This is a genomic window from Streptomyces sp. NPDC091280 (assembly GCF_044768565.1).
GTDB lineage: Bacteria > Actinomycetota > Actinomycetes > Streptomycetales > Streptomycetaceae > Streptomyces.
In genome coordinates this window covers 190,752-206,893 of sequence record NZ_JBIVUZ010000007.1, presented here as the reverse complement: position 1 = coordinate 206,893, position 16,142 = coordinate 190,752, and the positions used below count along the sequence as shown (strand labels likewise).

Below are 16,142 nucleotides of genomic sequence, written 5' to 3'. Positions count from 1 at the left end.
CGGCCCAGGTGGCGTGGGCGGTCGGTGCGAACTCAGGGCTGGGCGGCGGGAGTTGCGGGACGTGCGAAGAAGGCGGGATAGCGGCGGCGGCAGATCAGCAGGGCGAGCAGTCCCAGCAGGACCGTCCCGACGCCGATCACGAACGTGCCGCCGACGCGGGATCCCGAGGTGAACGGGAGGGTCCAGCTCGTACCGCTGTTGACCGGGTCCCATGCCTGGACGAGGCTCCAGGCGCCCGCGCCGAGCAGGACGAGCCCGCCGGTCGCGGGGAGGACGACGGTCAGCCAGGGCAGGGTCGCCCTGGCGTGCGGTTCGGTGCGGTGGACCCAGGCGGAGGTGAGGCCGGTGAGGCCGTAGTAGAACGCGATCAGCACTCCGCAGGCGGAGACCGCGTCGCCGAGGACGAGTCCGTGGCCGAGGAAGTTCAGCGCGACGTACACCACCGCGCCGATGACGCCGACCGCGATCGTGCCGACGTGCGGGATGCGGAAGCGCGGGTGCACCCGGGCCAGGGCGCGGGGGAGTGCGCCCTGGTCGCCCATCGACAGCATCGTGCGGCTCAGCGTCAGTACGGTCGTCTCTGTCGACGCGGCGGCCGAGGTGAGGACCATGAGGATCAGCAGGTGCCACAGCACCGAGCCGAAGCCGCTGGACCCGAACACCGCGGTGCCGAAGCCGTAGAGGACGTCCCCGGAGTGGTCGGGGTTGTTCAGGCCGATCCCGGAGTCGCCGATGCCGGCGAAGGAGATCGCGGCGACGGTGGCGAGGAGGTACAGGCCGACCAGGAGGACCGTGGACCAGGTCGCGGCCCGGCCCGGTACGCGGTGGCGGTCGGTGGTCTCCTCGTTGACGGTGAGCGCGGTCTCCCAGCCCCAGTAGATGAACAGCATCAGCACCAGCGCGCTGACGAAGGAGCTGAGGGACGCGCCCCCGAACGGGTCGAGCCAGGACAGGCCGGGCCGTCGGGTCCCGGCCGGCGCGCCGCCCGCGTACACCTTGACGAGCGCGACGACGGACAGCGCCACGAGCATGCCGAACTCCAGGAAGAGCAGGGCGCGTTGGACCGCCGCCGCGATCTCGATACCGCGGTAGCAGACCAGGGTCATCAGCGCGAGCCAGCCGAGTCCGGCGAGCAGCACCCGCCAGTTCGCCGGATCGGAGCCGATCTGCTCCGCGCCCGCCAGCAGGAACACGTACTGTCCGGCGACCTGCGCGAGGCTGCCGATCACCAGGACGAAGGACGCGATGATCGCCCACCCGCCCAGGAAGCCGAGGCTCGGGTTCAGCGAGCGCGTGGCCCAGGTGAAGATCGTGCCGCAGTCCGGATCGCGGCGGTTGAGCGCGGCGTAACCGAAGGAGACGAACAGGATCGGGACGAAGGCGAGCACCACGACGGCCGGGGCCTGGAAGCCGACGTAGCCGACGACGAAGGCCAGCGTGGCGGTGAGGCTGTAGGCGGGCGCGGCGGACGCCACGGCGAGGATCAGGCTGGTGGCCATGGAGAGCGCGCCGGAGCGCAGGCCCTTGTCCGTCCGGGCCGCTCGCTCTTGGAGTTGCGCATCCGAGGTCATTGCCACTCCCGATCTGTTGGTCTACGGGTACCGACAAGAAAACGCAATGACTGATTGGCGAGTCAGATTGGTCGCGGCGGGAGGTGCTGTCAAGGCTTCGATCGCAATTGTTTCGACTGCCTTGACTCTTAAGTCAATGTTGCGGCACGGTGGCCGGTGTGACTCCACCCGAGACTTCTGCCGTCGACACCGAGGTCGTCGTCGTGGGCGCCGGCTACGCGGGGCTGAGCGCCGCGTGGCGGCTGGCCGACGCCGGGATCGACGTCGTCGTACTGGAGGCCGCCGACCGCGTGGGCGGCCGTGTGCTCAGCCAACTGCGCCCCTCCGGTGTGCGCGTCGACCACGGAGGGCAGTGGATCGGGCCGAGCCAGCGACACTTCCACGCGCTGGCGGACCGTTTCGGCTGCCGCACCTTCCCGACCTGGGAGACCGGCCGGCACACCGAGATCCGCGCGGACGGCACCCGCGTCGACTACGCGGGCGGAGCGCCGGACACCGGACCGGGCATCGCCGAGTACGAGCGCGTCACCGCCCTCCTCGACGACCTCGCCCGCACGGTCGACCTCCAACAACCTTGGTCCACACCGAAGTTCGCGGAATTCGACGCCCGGTCGGCCGAGGACTTCTTCCGCGCGCAGACCGACGACGAGGACGCCCTCCAACGCCTCGCACTCGCGATCCAGGGCCTCTGGTGCGCCGAACCACGCGAGATCTCCTTCTTCCACGTGCTGTTCTACCTGGCCTCCGGCGGCGGCTACGAACAACTGATGGAGACCCGAGGCTGCGCCCAGGACGCCCGCTTCTGCGACGGGGCCGACGCGGTCGCGCACGCGCTCGCCACGTCGCTGGGCGGACGGGTCCGGCTCGGCGAACCCGTGCTGTCCCTGCGGCAGAGCGCGCACGGCGTGGAGGCGCACACCGGCCGCACCCTCGTCCGCGCCCGGCGGGCCGTGGTCGCCGTGCCACCGGCGGCCGTCGGGCACATCGCGTTCGACCCCGAGCTCCCCGCCGGACGGCAGGGCTGGATCCGCCACACGCCGATGGGCCGGGTCGCCAAGGTGCACGCCGTCTACGAGGAACCCTTCTGGCGCCCGGCCGGACGCTCCGGCATCGCGACGCTCTACGGCGACAGCCCGGTCGGTGTCGTCTTCGACAACTCGCCCGAGGACGCCTCGCACGGCGTGCTCGTCGCCTTCGTCTACGGCGACCGGCTCGACCGCTGGTCCGCCCGAGCCGACACCGAGCGCCGCCGGGCGGTGCTGGACGCGCTGTCGGCGGTGGTCGGACCCCGGGCCGCGCGGCCCGTCGACTACGTGGAGAAGATCTGGCCCCGCACCGGCCGGACCATCGGAGGCTACGAGTGCTTCGTGACCCCGGGCGGCTGGACCCGCCACGGCAGGGACGGCTGGCGGCAGCCGTCCGGGCTCGTCCACTGGGCGGGGACCGAGACCGCCTCCGTGTGGAACGGCTACATCGACGGGGCGATCTCCTCGGGCGAACGCGCCGCGGCCGAGGTGATCGGCGCCCTGGCCGCCGTCGCCCACCCGGGGTGAACCGCCCCGCCCGCGATCCGGGGCGAACTCCCTCGACTGACATACTGGCCGGGTTATGACCAGCACCGAAGAGCGGCAGGCCGGGACCGCCGACGAACTGCCCGGACGCGTCCGCACGGCGATCCGGGCCGCCGCCGTCTCCCAGCGCGAACTCGCCCACCGCATCGGCATGGACCCGACCGCCCTGTCCAAGGCGCTGCGCGGAATCCGGCGGCTGCGCGACGCGGAGATCGCCGCCATCGCGAAGGCATGCGGGGTCTCCACCGCCTACCTCGTCGAGGGAACCGGTCCCGAGCCGGTGCTCCCGCCCGACACCGGGCGGGACCGGGCGCAGCCGGTCACGGCCCAGGAACGCCGGGACCAGATCCTGGAGGCCGCGACCGTCCTCATCGCCCGCCGCGGCTACCACAACGTCCGCGTCTCGGACATCGCCCGCTACTGCGGGACCAGCACGGCGACGGTGCACTACCACTTCCCCAGCAAGGAAGCCACGCTGCACGCCGCGCTGGAGTACTACGCCCGGCGGTTCCGCACCCGGCTCGACGAGGAGTTCGGCCGGGCGACCTCCGCACCCGACAAACTGCGCCGCCTGATCGAGGTCCAACTCCCGCTCACCGCCGACGACATCGACGAATGGTCGGTGTGGATCCAGTTCTGGAACCAGGCGATGCTCGAACCCGGCCTGCGGCCCGCGCAACGGCGGATCTACTCGGGCTGGTACCGGGTCGTGGTGGACCTGCTGCACGAGTGCCGCGCCGCGGGCCTGGTACCGGAGGCCGACATCGAGGCCCTCGCCGACCGGTTCACCGCGATGGTCGACGGCCTGGCGATGCAGATCCTCGCCGGCTCGACCGGGATGAGCCCCGACCGCATGCGCTCACTCCTGCTGCGGGCCTTCGAACCGCACCTCGACCTGTCTCCCAACAGCGCCTCCGCGTAAGCCGGTTCGCCCTTCCGGGACATTCGCCCACGGCTCCTGACCGCCGCTCAGCCCTGCTGGGTGGCCCGGTGGACGAAGGCGGGCGGGACGTTCGCCCACACGGTCTTGGAGCGCTCCGACCGGCCGAAGCGGCAGGCGAGTTCGGCGGCGAGGTCGCGGGCCGGCGGAGTCCAGGCCGCGTGCAGATAGGCGAACGTGGTGAACCGGCCACCGGGCGTGAGGACTTCGGCCACGGCGTCCAGGACGCGCCCGCGCCGCTCCCTCGGCATGACCGTCCACGGCAGCCCGGAGACCACCGCGTCGACCGGTTCGCCCACGACGGCGGCGAGTTCCGTGGCCGAGGCCCGCACCACGGTCAGGCGTGGGTCGCGCCGGGTGGCCGACAGCCGCGCGGCCAGCACCGGGTTGAGCTCGATCGCGACGAGGCGCGCGGCGGGTGCGAGCCGAGCGAGGATCGCGTCGGTGAACACCCCGGTCCCCGGGCCGAGTTCGACCACGAGCCCGGCCCGCTCCAGCCCGCCGCCCTCGGTCATCGCATACGCCAGCCGTCGCGAACTCGCCGCTACGGCACCGGTCATGAGGGGGCGTCTGATGAATTCGGAGGTGATCGACATGGCGGCCATGCTGGAAGCGCCGCGTGTGGCCGCACGTCGTGTCCCCGGCCGGTGCGTGTACGACCGTGGGAGGACCCCATGACGCCCGACGGGACGATGCGGGGGAGCGTCCCCGCCCGTAGCGTGAAGCGGTGCTTCGCCTGATCGAGACCCTGCCCCGGCTGCGGCGGGACCACCCCTGGCTCACGGATGTCCTGCTCGTCGTGCTCGTGGCGGTGCCCCCGGTGATCCGGCCGGAGCCGGGCTGGCGACCGGTCTGGGCGCAGGTGACGGTGTACGTCGCCCTGGTGCTGCCCCTGCTGTGGCGCCGCCGCCGGCCGGTGCTGGTCGCGGCCCTGGTGACGGCGGCCTTCTGGGCGCAGTTCCTGGGACACGTGTGGGGTCAGGAACCGGGACGCGGCGCCGTCGCCCTCGCCGCGGTCCTGGCCACCCTCACGGTGCGCGGCCTGCGCCCGGCCGCCGCGGCGACCGCGGTCTGTGCCGCGTGCTGCGTCCTGCTGTGGATCCCCGCGTGGCAGCGGGACTACGGCGGTCCGGGCGCCCGGGGAGCCTGGCTCACTCCGCTCGCGGTGGGCCTCCTGCTGGCCGGGGCCTGGGTGTTCGGCGAGTACGTCCGCGCCCGGCGCGCCTACATCGCCGAGTTCGAACGGCGCGCCGCGCTCGCCGAGTCGGAACGCCTCGCCCTGGCCAAGGTCGCCGTCGCCGAGGAACGGGCGCGCATCGCCCGCGAAATCCACGACGTCCTCGCCCACAGCGTCAGCGTGATGGTGCTGAACGCCGAGGGCGGCAGGCTGATGCGGCGGATCGACCCCGCCGTCGTCGATCGCACCCTCGACGTCATCGGCGCGACCGGCCGCGAGGCACTGGGCGAACTGCGCCGCCTGCTCGCGGTGTTGCGCACCCCCGACGCGGACACCCCGGCCGCCGACGCCGGTCCCGACGGGCCCGGCGCACACCTGCCCGCAGACCTGCGGCGGCTGGTCGGACGCCTCGACACGAGCGGCAGGCGCGCCCTGCTGGATCTCCGGGGAGAGTGGGAGGACCTGCCGGCGGAGCTCACCGTACAGACCTACCGCATCGTGCAGGAGGCGCTCACCAACGTCGTCAAGCACGCGCCACCGGACACGACGGTTCAGGTGCGGGTCGACACCGGCAGACAGGGGGCCGGGCGGCTGGTCCGCGTCGAGGTGGAGAACTCGGCCGGCGCGAACACGGGCACGGACGACGACAAGGACGCCGCGGGCGCCCCCGACCGCCCCGCCCCACCGCTCCTGTCCGGCCGAGGCCTCACCGGGATGCGCGAGCGCGCCGCGCTGTACGGCGGACACCTCGACGCCGGTCCCACCCTCAAGGGCGGCTACCGAGTGGCCGCAACCCTGCGTCCTGTCGAACGCGATCCCGGTCGCGAACCCACTGCGGCGACCTCATGACCGACCCGGCCCCGGCCCCGCGGCCCACCCCCTCCTCGGCGCCGTCGTCCCGGGTGCTGATCTGCGACGACCAGGAGCTGATCCGGATGGGACTGCGCATGGTCGTCGACAGCCAGCCCGACCTGACGGTGGTGGGCGAGGCGGCGGACGGCGAAGCGGCCGTCGCGAGTGTCGCCGCCCTGGAACCGGACCTCGTTCTGATGGACGTCCGCATGCCCGGTCTGGACGGGCTCGCCGCGACCGAAATCCTCTGCGCGCGGCCCCACGGGCCCCGCGTGCTCCTCGTCACCACCTTCGACCTCGACGAGTACGCCTACGCCGCACTGCGCGCCGGTGCGAGCGGCTTCCTCGTCAAGGACGCCCCCGCCGAAGAGATCCTGGTGACCGTCCGCGCGGTGCTGCGGGGCGAGATCATGGTGGCGCCCTCGCTGACCCGGCGCCTGGTCGAACGCTTCGTCCGGCATACCCCCGCGTCCATGTCCGCGCCCGCCCAGCGCGGCCGACTGGCGGCACTCACCGAGCGGGAACGGGAGGTCCTCGCCCTGGTCGCCCGGGGACTGGCCAACGGCGAGATCGCGGACCGCCTCTTCGTCGGGGAGACGACCGTCAAGACCCACCTCGGCCGCATCCTGACCAAGCTCGGCCTCCGCGACCGCATCCACGCGGTGATCTTCGCCTACGAGAGCGGACTCGTACAGGTCGGGGACTGAACGGCGACGGTCGCCCGCCCGATGACGTCCCACGGTCGGGAGGGTTCTACTCCGCGCCGGGATCCAGCAGCCGCCGGATACGCGCGTACTCGGCGGCCATCTCCGGTGTCGCGAGGAAGTCCCCGAGATCGGCGGACACCTCTTGATCGACGTCCTCGACGGAACGGATGGCGAGTTCGTAGAGTTCGCCGCGCCGGTTCTGCTCCAGGTAGCTGTGCCAGTGCGCCAACGCGCTGATGGCGGTGAGGAGTCCGGTGTCCAGGTCGTCGTCGACCAGGATGCCGTCGTAGATCGTCGCCAGCTTGTCGTGCAGCTCGGCGGCGCTGATCGTGAGGACGTCGGCACAGGCGGTGGTGAGTGCCGCATGGGCGTCGGCGGAGAGTTCGTCGTCGGCCGCGCCGCTCAGCAGCTCAGGCCGTACCAGCCGGGTGACTGTCTCCTCTCCGAAGGCCCGGACGTCGGCTTCGGTCGCTCCGACGATCAACTGGAGTATGTCCGCCTCGACTTCGCTGTAGTTCACGCCCACAGCCTAGGACGCGGGCTCCCGAATGCCCTCCGGAGACCTCCCGAAGACCTCGCGAAGTTCGACATCACGAAGGACTAGAACGATTAAGTTTCCTCGGCTAACCTGACGCCCTAATCGATTTAGTGCCCCTTGATCCCGCGGCGGGACGCGGGATCAAGGGGGGTGTCGGCGGCTGGTCGGGCGGCTGGGGTCGAGAAATCGACATGCCCTTCGCCGACGTTCACTAGATCGATTTAGTACACGTCGTTCCCCATGAGACAGCCCGCCGAGAGTCGCCACGAGCAAGGAGTCACCATGGCCATCCCCACCCTCCAGGACGCCATCGACCAGGCCGGTTCGCCGATCAGGCTGCTGTGGCGGCCGGGCGCCGAACCGTGGACCCCCGAAGTCGTCGCGCGCGAGTACTCCGGCTGGCGTCAGGAGCAGGCCGCCTGGCACGAGGGCGTGGCGCTGCTCAACCTCTCGCACCACATGTACGACATGTGGATCGAGGGGCCGGACGCCACGAAGGTGCTCGCCGACCACGGGGCCAACAACTTCGAGAAGTTCGCGATCGGGCAGGCCAAGCAGTACGTGCCGGTCACCCGCGAAGGCCGCATAGTCACCGACGGGATCCTCGCCCGCGAGGGCGAGGACAAGTACCTCCTCAGCGGGATCCCGGCCGCGCAGCACTGGGTGCAGTACCACGCCGAGAAGGGCGGCTACGACGTCGGTTTCGTCACCGATCCCTCCTCCGCCTTCCGTCCGGGCGGCGGCGATCCGAGGCTGTTCCGCTACCAGATCCAGGGACCGCTGGCGGCCGAACTGGTCGAGCGGGTTTTCGGCGGGCCGCTGCCGGAGACGAAGTTCTTCCACTCCACCGCGGTCTCCCTCGACGGCCGGCCCCTCCGCGCCCTGCGGCACGGCATGGCCGGACAGGCCGGCTTCGAGTTCATCGGCCCGTGGGAGCACTCCGCGCACGTGCACGAGACCTTCCTCAGGGCGGGCGAGCCGCTCGGCCTGATCCAGGTCGGCGCCCTCGCGTACGCCACGCCCAGTGTGGAGAGCGGCTGGATCCCCTCGCCCGTTCCCGGCATCTACACCGACCCGGACCTGGCGGAATACCGCAGGTACCTCCCCCTGTTCGGCATCGAGGGCAAGCGTCCGCTCAACGGCAGCTACTTCTCGGAGGACATCGAGGACTACTACGTCTCCCCGTACGAACTGGGCTACGGGAAAGTGATCCACTTCGGCCATGACTTCGTGGGCCGGGACGCCCTGCTGAAGGCCAGGGACGAGCCGCTGCGCACCAAGGTCACCCTCGTCCTCGACCCGGACGACGTCCGCACCGTCGTCGGACAGGGCGAGGACCCCGGCTTCGTCCTCTCCTACGCCCGCCACCGCGTCGAGAGCGCCACCGGTCTGGTCGGTGTGACCATGCAGAGCGCGTCGATCGACCCGGTGGGGGCGGTGCTGGCGCAGACCCTCATCGACCCCGAACACGCCGCGCCCGGCACCGAGGTGACGGTCGTCTGGGGCGAGCACCCCGGGTCCGGCACCGACCCCGAGGCCGACCTCGGCTTCCCCCGCATCCGCGCCACGGTCCAGCCCTCCCCGTTCAACCAGCACGCGCGCACCCTCTACCGCCGCGACCGCTGACCGCACGCCACCACTCCCAACCGGCCCTGCCCGGACTGCTTCTGACGTGACGTCAAGTAGTGGGACCGGGCCGCCGCCGGTGCCGCAGGCGTGCCCGCGGACCCGGTACCCGCAGCCGAGAGAGACGAGACGAAAGACGATGAATCCCGCGAGCACCGTACGAACAGCCGTCGGTACAGGGCTGCTTGAGGACTTCTCCCTGGAGATGACGGGCAAGGACGTCCCCAAACTGGAAGAGGCCCGGGACAGCATCCCCCAGGGCACCCGGATCAATGTCACCTTCCTCGGCAACGAGGACCTCGGGATGCGGTTGGCGGCGGCCCGGGCCGTGAAGCGGCTCGGGTTCGTGCCGGTGCCCCACATATCGGCCCGGCGGCTGGGGTCGCGCGCCGACTTCGAGCAGTTCCTCGCGGGCCTGCGCGAGGACGGCACCTCGGACAACGTGTTCGTCGTCGGGGGCGATCCGGCGCACCCCGAGGGCCCCTACGCCGACTCGCTGTCCCTGATCGAGACCGGCCTGCTCCAGGAGTACGGCGTCCGTCATGTGAGCGTCAGCGGCTACCCGGAGGGGCACCCCGCGATCGACGACGGCGTGCTCTGGTCCGCGCTGCGCGACAAACACGCCTCGCTCGCCGCCCAGCCCCTGGAGGGCGGCATCATCACGCAGTTCGGCTTCGACGTCGACCCTGTCCTCGCCTGGGTCGAACAGGTCCGGGACCAAGGGGTCGAACTCCCCGTCCGGATCGGCGTGCCCGGCCCCGCCGGAGTGCGCCGGCTCATGTCCTACGCGGCCCGTTTCGGGGTCGGGACCAGCGCCTCGGTCGTCAAGAAGTACGGGTTGTCCCTGAGCAACCTCATGGGTACGGCGGGCCCCGATCGCTTCCTGCGCGACCTGGCCGCGGCCCACGATCCGGGCCGCCACGGCGAGTTGAAGATCCACTTCTATACGTTCGGCGGGCTCAAGGCCACCTCCGACTGGGCCGCCCGCTTCCGGAAGGACAGCCAGGCATGACCCTCACCCAAGTCGCCCCGGCCCCCACCGCCACGGGCGGGCGGCCCGCCCAGCAGGCCTCGCTCGTCCTCCAGGGCGCCGACGCCACCGGCATCGTCGCGGCCGTGGCGTCCGTACTGAGCCGCCACGGCGCGAACATCGTCTCCCTCGACCAGTACTCCGACAATCCGCAGGGCGGCGCCTTCTTCCAGCGCACGGTCTTCGCCCTCGACGGACTCCGGGCCGCGCTGCCCGCGCTGCGCGCCGATCTCGACCAGCACCTGGTGGACGCGTTCGGGCTGAGCTGCACCCTGCGCGACCTGTCGGTGCCGAAGCGGGTGGCGATCTTCGCCTCGAAGTCCGACCACTGCCTGCTCGACCTGCTCTGGCGCCACCGGCAGGGCCAACTGCCCGTCACCGTCGCCATGGTGATCTCCAACCACCCCGACGTGGCCGAGGAGGTCCGCGGCTTCGGCATCCCCTTCTTCCACGTGCCCTGCCAGGGCGCCGACAAGTCCGCCGCCGAGGCGGAACACCTGCGCCTGCTCAAGGGCAACGTCGACTTCGTCGTCCTGGCCCGCTACATGCAGATCCTCTCGGGCGACTTCATCGACGAGGTCGGCATCCCGATCATCAACATCCACCACTCGTTCCTGCCCGCCTTCATCGGCGCCGGCCCCTACGCCAAGGCCAAGGAGCGGGGCGTGAAACTCGTGGGCGCCACCGCCCACTACGTCACCCGGGACCTCGACGAGGGCCCGATCATCGAGCAGGACGTCGTCCGCGTCACCCACGCCCACTCGGCCGCCGACCTCACCCGGCGCGGCGCCGACGTGGAGCGCGCGGTGCTCTCCCGCGCCGTGCTGTGGCACGCCGAGGACCGGGTCGTGCGCGACGGCAACCACACCATCGTCTTCGCCTAGTGACCGGCGAGCACGTCAACCACGCCCGGCGAGCGGCGGGTTCGGACACTGCTGGGCCGGTCGCTCCCCGTCACGAGAAAGCGGTTCGACCATGACCACCAGGATCGACGGCACCGCCATCGCCCGGCGGATCCGCTCGCGGGTCGCCGAGGAGGTCGCCGAGGTCGCGGCCACTGCGCCGGGCGACGTCCCCGGACTGGCGACGGTTCTCGTGGGCGACGATCCGGCCAGCGCCGTGTACGTCGCCGCGAAACGGCGGGCCATCAAGGAGGCCGGCATGCGCGACTTCCACCGCCACCTGCCCGGGCACGCGACCCACGACGACGTGGCCGCCGTCATCGACGAACTGGCCAAAGACCCGCGGGTCTCCGGCATCCTCCTCCAACTCCCGCTCCCCGCGCGGCTGGACGCGGCCACCCTGATCGACCGCATCCCCGTCACCAAGGACGTCGACGGTCTCACCACCGCCAGCCTCGGCCTTCTCGCGCGCGGGGGACGGGGGTTGCGCCCCTGCACACCCAGCGGGGTCATCGAACTGCTCGACGCCGAGGGCGTCCCGCTCCAGGGCGCGAGCGTCGCGGTGGTCGGCTGGGGCGAGCTGGTCGGCCGACCCCTGACCCATCTCCTCCTGCGCCGCGGGGCGACGGTGTCGGTGGCGCACGAGTTCACCCTCGACCTCGCCTCGGTCACGCGCCCCGCCGACATCGTCGTGGTCGCCACGGGCGTGCGGGGACTCATCGGACCCGAACACGTCGGGCCCGGCGCCGTCGTCATCGACGTCGGCATCCACCGGACGCCCTCGGGCCTGGCCGGTGACGTCCGCTCCGAGGAACTCGACGGAATCGCCGGTCGCATCACCCCCGTCCCCGGCGGTGTGGGTCCCATGACCATCGCCATGCTCCTGGTCAACACCTTGCGGGCGGCCCGCTGGAGTTCCGGACCCGAGGTCGTCGCGGCGGCCTGAGGTCCCGCCGGACAGGGGGCCGCTCGCGCGAAGGAGGTTCGCAGTGGACCAGTTCCCCGCCGTGGCGATGCTGGGCGGACGGCTCGCCACCGGTCTCATGGACGTGACGCACGACGTCACGGCCCTGGACTCCGAGGGCTTCTGGGCCGTGGTGGCCGACTTCGAGGGCCGCCTGACCTGCGCCCGCTTCCGCGACGTACGCCGGACGGACGGCCGCGGACTCCCTACGGAACCGTGGCGCGGCCCCCGACCCGACGCGTGGACCACCTCGCTGGACCGCGCCGCCTACACGAACGGCGTGACCCGCATCCGCCAACACATCGCCGCCGGCGCGGTCTACCAGGCCAACCTGTGCCGGGTGTTGTCCGCCCCGATCGCCCCGCAGGCCGACGCCATGGCACTCGCGGGCCTGCTGGCGCGGCACAATCCGGCACCGTACGCGGGTGTGGTCCGGCTGCCGCGGCACGGGGTGGAGGTGGTCACCGCCTCGCCGGAACTCTTCCTGAGGCGCGCCGGGAGGGACGTGCTGTCGGGGCCCATCAAGGGGACCGGCCGTACCGAGGCGGATCTGCTGGAGAAGGACCACGCGGAGAACGTGATGATCGTCGACCTGGTCCGCAACGACCTCGGCCGCGTCTGCGTCCCCGGCACCGTCGCCGTACCCGATCTGTGCGCGGTCGAGAAGCACCCCGGGCTCGTCCACCTGGTGTCCACGGTGCGCGGGCGGCTGCGCGACGGGGTCGGCTGGCCCGAGCTCCTGGCGGCGATGTTCCCGCCCGGGTCGGTCACGGGCGCGCCCAAGGAGAGCGCCCTGCGGATCATCGAGGCGTTGGAGACGGCGCCCCGGGGTCCCTACTGCGGTGGTGTCGGCTGGGTCGACGCCGACCTCGGACACGGTGAACTGGCGGTCGGCATCCGGACGTTCTGGATCGACCGGAGCGAAGGGCTGCTGAGGTTCGGCACCGGAGCGGGCATCACCTGGGGCTCGGAACCCGAGCGGGAATGGGAGGAGACCGAACTGAAGGCACGGCGGCTGGTGGCACTCGCGAGCGGGGAACGGGTGCGACGGGCCGCCGCCCGGTCATGGAGGACTGAATCGATCTAGCGCGTAGAGTGAAACCCGACGTGCCGTGGGTCGGCCGCTGAGGCCCGCCCGCGGAGGCGTGCCGTGGGCACGGCTGACGAGGGGAGTGCGCGGGCATGGGCCGTTCCGGCCGAGTGACGTTGACCGACGTGGCCAAGGCGTCCGGTGTGTCGCGAGCGACGGTGAGTTTCGTCCTCAACGACGACCCGCGCCAGACGATCTCCGCGGCCACCCGGGAACGGGTCATGGAGGCCGCCCAGGATCTGGGCTACGTCGCCCACGGCATCGCCCGCGCCCTGCGCGAGGGCTCCTCGCGCATCGTGGTGCTCAACGTCGACTGGGGCATGGAGGGCAACTTCTCCCGCAGCTACGTCCGGGGTCTGGACGAGGAACTGGCCGAACACGACCACATCCTGTTGGTCCGGCACGGGCACGCGATCCCCGAGGCCACGCAGAAGGTGCTCGACACCATCGCGCCGCGCGCGGTACTGCGGCTCGGCGAGGCCTACATGCACGGCCACGAACCGACCGAGGACGACTGGGAGAACGGGTTCGCCGCCAACGCCGCCCTGCAGATCGGCTACCTCGCCGACCACGGGCACACCCGGATCGCCCTCGCGATGCCCGACCACGACTTCCCGCTCACCGAGGCCCGGCTCGGGTTCTCCCAGGAAGCCGCCCGGCGCCGAGGACTTCCGCCCCTGGAACGCATCGTCGTGCCCAGGCCGAGGGAGGCCGGCGCGGCGGCGATCGAGGCGTTCCTGCGCGACCACCCGGACGTGACGGCGCTGGCGGCCTTCGACGACGACATCGCGCAGCGCAGCCTCGCGGCCCTGCGGGACCTCGGGCTGCGGGTGCCCGAGGACATGGCCGTGATCGGCTTCGACGAGACCGAGTACGGCTCGCTGTCCACGCCCGCGCTCACCACCGTCCACATCGACGCCGAGGTCCTCGGCCGGATCGCGGCCCGCAACGCGCTCGGCATCGGCACCGGCGAACTGGCGCCCGTGGCGGGCCGGATCGTGGCCCGCGCCTCGGTGTGACCGGCGCGGCCGTGCGCCCTCAGGGCGTGGCGCGGACCACCGGCCACATGGCGGCGTAGGCGGGGTCCTCGCCCTCCAGCGCGAAGAGCAGCTTGCGCAGTCGGCCGACGACCTCGTCCTTGCCGCCGTCGCCCAGGATCCCGGCGAGGGCGGCGTCGATCGCGGCGACGCGGGCCCGGCCGTCCGTGACTCCGGCGAGGCCCGCCTCGGTGAGCTCGTGCAGGATGACGCGCTTGTGCACCGGATGCGGCAACCGGCGTACCCAGCCGACGCGTTCGAGCTGTGAGAGGGCCGTCGTCACGCTCTGGGGCGTGATATGGAAGAGCCGGGACAGGTCAGAGGCGGACATCAGGCCGAGTTCGTCGAGGTGCACGGCGAGGCCGAGTTGGGTCACCGTGACACCGAGTCCGTCCAGCGCGTCCTGAAGCCGGCCGTGCACGGCCTGCTGTGTCCGCCACAGCACATGGGGCAGTCCGTCCTGCCATGCCGGACCCGCGCTGTCCTTCGCCGAAGCCATCGTCGCCCTCCGTCTGTACGGGACGCCAGTATCCGCCCGAGAACATTGTTTCAGACGTCTTAAAACTTTACAGACATCTGTTATACGGTCGCGGAGGCGCGGCGACGAAGCCGCGCACGGTGACCGAGAGGAATCCCATGCCCAGTCTCGAAGAAGAGATCAACAAGGCGGGAGGGGCGCTCGCCCTGCTCCGGCAGGGGCGCTCCGGGGCGTACCCGTTCCCGATCAAGCCCGAGTTCAGCAACTGGCGCGACGAGCAGGAGGCGTGGCGCACCAGCGCGGCGCTGATGGACCTCTCGCACCACATGACCGACCTCGTCGTGCAGGGCCCCGACACCTACCGGCTGCTCGAACACCTCGGGGCCAACAGCTTCCAGGGCTTCGGCCCCGGGAGCGCCAAGCAGCTCATCACGGTCCGCCCCGACGGCTACATGTTCGGCGACTGCATCCTGTTCTGCGTCGGCGAGCGCCACGTCCGGATCGTCGGCCGGCCGCCGGCCCTCAACTGGGTCCAGTTCAACGCGGCCACCGGCGACTGGGACGTCACCGTCCGCCGCGACGAGCGCACCGTGAACAACCCCAAGGGCCGCGAGCTGTTCCGGCTCCAGCTCCAGGGCCCGCACGCGGCGGCGATCTTCGAGAAGGTCAACGGCGGCCCCATGCCGGACATCCCGTTCTTCACCATGGGCCGCTTCAACGTCGGCCCCTACGGGGTGACCGCGCTCAACCACCGCATGTCCGGCTTCCCCGGCTACGAGTTCACCGGGCCGTACGCGGACCTCGACCCGGTGCGCGAGCTGATCGTGGAAGCGGGTGCCGAGTACGGCCTGCGCCAGATCGGCGCCCGCGCCTACGCCTCGGTCGCCACCGAGTCGGGCTGGATCGCCAACACCCTGCCGGCGACCTACTCCGGCGAGGACATGAGGGCGTTCCGCGAGTGGCAGTCGGCGCGCTCCTTCGAGGGGAACCTCGCCCTCGGCGGCAGCCTCGTCGCCGACCGGATCGAGGAGTACTACACCACCCCGTGGGACCTCGGCTACGGCCACATCCTCAGGTTCGACCACGACTTCGTGGGCCGCGAGGGCCTTGAGGCGATCAAGGACCGGCCGCACCGCCGCAAGGCCTGGGTGCTCTGGGACCGCGACGACGTCGGAAAGATCTTCGCGAGCATGTACGAGAAGGGCAACCGGCGCTTCAAGTACATGGAGACGCCGGCCGCGTTCTACACCGCCTGCCAGTTCGACCGGGTGGAGAAGGACGGCGCACTCGTGGGAGCGGCGATGCTCACCTCGTACTCCGCGAACGTGCGCGGCTGGATCTCGCTCGGCACGATCGCCCCGACGGCGGCGGACGGCGACCAGGTGGAGATCGTCTGGGGCGAACCGAACGGCGGCTCGCCCAACCCGGCCGTCGAGCGCCACGCCCAGACCCGCGTGCGCGGCACGGTCATGGCGCGTCCGTTCGCGACGCGCAAGCGCTGACACCTGGGCGATGCGGTGGGGTGTCGCGGTCGGGTGAGCGGTCCCGGCGCGTTCGAGGACGGACGCCCCAGGTCTCGCGGTCGCGAAGGGGCCTCTGTTACGATCGCTAAATCGTTCTAGCAACCACTGGTGACCTGACTGTGTCACCAGGTCCGCC

15 protein-coding genes are annotated in these 16,142 nt (G+C 71.6%); 11 read left to right on the top strand and 4 right to left on the bottom strand.

What is annotated here, in order from left to right; all coding sequences use genetic code 11:
- Positions 1-32 precede the first annotated feature (32 nt).
- Entirely contained in the window at positions 33-1,571 is a 1,539-nt protein-coding gene (locus ACIQPR_RS22180) for an APC family permease (RefSeq protein WP_403650910.1), read from the bottom strand.
- A gap of 158 nt (positions 1,572-1,729) precedes the next feature.
- Here ACIQPR_RS22180 and ACIQPR_RS22175 point away from each other — a divergent pair, with 158 nt between their 5' ends.
- Both ACIQPR_RS22175 and ACIQPR_RS22170 read left to right on the top strand, forming a co-directional pair.
- Positions 1,730-3,124 (top strand): flavin monoamine oxidase family protein, encoded by a 1,395-nt coding sequence (locus ACIQPR_RS22175; RefSeq protein WP_403650908.1) that lies wholly within the window; start codon positions 1,730-1,732, stop codon positions 3,122-3,124.
- Between the two features lie 55 nt (positions 3,125-3,179).
- Positions 3,180-4,064, top strand: coding sequence for a TetR family transcriptional regulator C-terminal domain-containing protein (locus ACIQPR_RS22170; protein WP_403650906.1), 885 nt, complete (start codon positions 3,180-3,182; stop codon positions 4,062-4,064).
- 47 nt (positions 4,065-4,111) lie between these two features.
- On the opposite strand, the gene ACIQPR_RS22165 is transcribed toward ACIQPR_RS22170, so the two are convergent.
- The gene (locus ACIQPR_RS22165; protein ID WP_403650904.1) at positions 4,112-4,678 is read right to left on the bottom strand and encodes a class I SAM-dependent methyltransferase; all 567 of its coding nucleotides are present in this window, start codon (positions 4,676-4,678) and stop codon (positions 4,112-4,114) included.
- Positions 4,679-4,809: 131 nt separating this feature from the next.
- On the opposite strand from ACIQPR_RS22165, the gene ACIQPR_RS22160 reads away from it, so the two are divergent.
- On the top strand, positions 4,810-6,108 hold the full coding sequence (locus tag ACIQPR_RS22160; RefSeq protein WP_403650902.1) for a sensor histidine kinase: 1,299 nt from the start codon (positions 4,810-4,812) through the stop codon (positions 6,106-6,108).
- Entirely contained in the window at positions 6,105-6,818 is a 714-nt protein-coding gene (locus ACIQPR_RS22155) for a response regulator (RefSeq protein ID WP_403650900.1), read from the top strand. Before ACIQPR_RS22160 ends, ACIQPR_RS22155 begins: the two co-directional genes overlap by 4 nt.
- A 46-nt stretch (positions 6,819-6,864) precedes the next feature.
- On the opposite strand, the gene ACIQPR_RS22150 is transcribed toward ACIQPR_RS22155, so the two are convergent.
- The gene (locus ACIQPR_RS22150) at positions 6,865-7,338 is read right to left on the bottom strand and encodes a hypothetical protein (protein WP_403650899.1); all 474 of its coding nucleotides are present in this window, start codon (positions 7,336-7,338) and stop codon (positions 6,865-6,867) included.
- Between the two features lie 300 nt (positions 7,339-7,638).
- On the opposite strand from ACIQPR_RS22150, the gene ACIQPR_RS22145 reads away from it, so the two are divergent.
- From ACIQPR_RS22145 to ACIQPR_RS22120, 6 genes are all read left to right on the top strand, one after another.
- A complete protein-coding gene (locus ACIQPR_RS22145; RefSeq protein WP_403650898.1) occupies positions 7,639-8,982 on the top strand; it encodes an aminomethyl transferase family protein in 1,344 nt (447 codons plus the stop codon).
- 139 nt (positions 8,983-9,121) lie between these two features.
- Positions 9,122-9,994, top strand: coding sequence for a methylenetetrahydrofolate reductase (locus tag ACIQPR_RS22140; RefSeq protein ID WP_403650897.1), 873 nt, complete (start codon positions 9,122-9,124; stop codon positions 9,992-9,994).
- A complete protein-coding gene (purU, locus tag ACIQPR_RS22135) occupies positions 9,991-10,896 on the top strand; it encodes a formyltetrahydrofolate deformylase (protein WP_403650895.1) in 906 nt (301 codons plus the stop codon). The genes ACIQPR_RS22140 and purU overlap by 4 nt, the downstream gene beginning before the upstream one ends.
- A gap of 91 nt (positions 10,897-10,987) precedes the next feature.
- Positions 10,988-11,860: a bifunctional 5,10-methylenetetrahydrofolate dehydrogenase/5,10-methenyltetrahydrofolate cyclohydrolase gene (locus tag ACIQPR_RS22130; protein ID WP_403650894.1), complete on the top strand. Its 873-nt coding sequence runs from the start codon at positions 10,988-10,990 to the stop codon at positions 11,858-11,860.
- A 67-nt stretch (positions 11,861-11,927) separates the two neighbouring features.
- Positions 11,928-12,965, top strand: a complete 1,038-nt coding sequence (locus ACIQPR_RS22125) for a chorismate-binding protein (protein WP_403651484.1) — start codon at positions 11,928-11,930, stop codon at positions 12,963-12,965.
- Between the two features lie 95 nt (positions 12,966-13,060).
- Positions 13,061-13,987, top strand: coding sequence for a LacI family DNA-binding transcriptional regulator (locus ACIQPR_RS22120; protein ID WP_403650893.1), 927 nt, complete (start codon positions 13,061-13,063; stop codon positions 13,985-13,987).
- A gap of 19 nt (positions 13,988-14,006) precedes the next feature.
- Here ACIQPR_RS22120 and ACIQPR_RS22115 read toward each other — a convergent pair whose 3' ends face one another.
- Positions 14,007-14,504, bottom strand: coding sequence for a MarR family winged helix-turn-helix transcriptional regulator (locus tag ACIQPR_RS22115; protein WP_403650891.1), 498 nt, complete (start codon positions 14,502-14,504; stop codon positions 14,007-14,009).
- A 137-nt stretch (positions 14,505-14,641) separates the two neighbouring features.
- Here ACIQPR_RS22115 and ACIQPR_RS22110 point away from each other — a divergent pair, with 137 nt between their 5' ends.
- Positions 14,642-15,985, top strand: a complete 1,344-nt coding sequence (locus tag ACIQPR_RS22110; RefSeq protein WP_403650890.1) for an aminomethyl transferase family protein — start codon at positions 14,642-14,644, stop codon at positions 15,983-15,985.
- The last annotated feature ends 157 nt before the right edge of the window (positions 15,986-16,142 follow it).

What these genes read in the sequence shown, in the direction of transcription:
- ACIQPR_RS22155 (WP_403650900.1), top strand. Translation starts at nt 6,105, where the DNA reads ATGACCGACCCGGCCCCGGCCCCGCGGCCCACCCCCTCCTCGGCGCCG.
- ACIQPR_RS22130 (WP_403650894.1), top strand. Translation starts at nt 10,988, where the DNA reads ATGACCACCAGGATCGACGGCACCGCCATCGCCCGGCGGATCCGCTCG.
- ACIQPR_RS22145 (WP_403650898.1), top strand. Translation starts at nt 7,639, where the DNA reads ATGGCCATCCCCACCCTCCAGGACGCCATCGACCAGGCCGGTTCGCCG.
- ACIQPR_RS22115 (WP_403650891.1), bottom strand. Translation starts at nt 14,504, where the DNA reads ATGGCTTCGGCGAAGGACAGCGCGGGTCCGGCATGGCAGGACGGACTG.
- ACIQPR_RS22170 (WP_403650906.1), top strand. Translation starts at nt 3,180, where the DNA reads ATGACCAGCACCGAAGAGCGGCAGGCCGGGACCGCCGACGAACTGCCC.
- ACIQPR_RS22110 (WP_403650890.1), top strand. Translation starts at nt 14,642, where the DNA reads ATGCCCAGTCTCGAAGAAGAGATCAACAAGGCGGGAGGGGCGCTCGCC.
- purU (WP_403650895.1), top strand. Translation starts at nt 9,991, where the DNA reads ATGACCCTCACCCAAGTCGCCCCGGCCCCCACCGCCACGGGCGGGCGG.
- ACIQPR_RS22140 (WP_403650897.1), top strand. Translation starts at nt 9,122, where the DNA reads ATGAATCCCGCGAGCACCGTACGAACAGCCGTCGGTACAGGGCTGCTT.
- ACIQPR_RS22165 (WP_403650904.1), bottom strand. Translation starts at nt 4,678, where the DNA reads ATGTCGATCACCTCCGAATTCATCAGACGCCCCCTCATGACCGGTGCC.
- ACIQPR_RS22125 (WP_403651484.1), top strand. Translation starts at nt 11,928, where the DNA reads ATGCTGGGCGGACGGCTCGCCACCGGTCTCATGGACGTGACGCACGAC.
- ACIQPR_RS22120 (WP_403650893.1), top strand. Translation starts at nt 13,061, where the DNA reads ATGGGCCGTTCCGGCCGAGTGACGTTGACCGACGTGGCCAAGGCGTCC.
- ACIQPR_RS22180 (WP_403650910.1), bottom strand. Translation starts at nt 1,571, where the DNA reads ATGACCTCGGATGCGCAACTCCAAGAGCGAGCGGCCCGGACGGACAAG.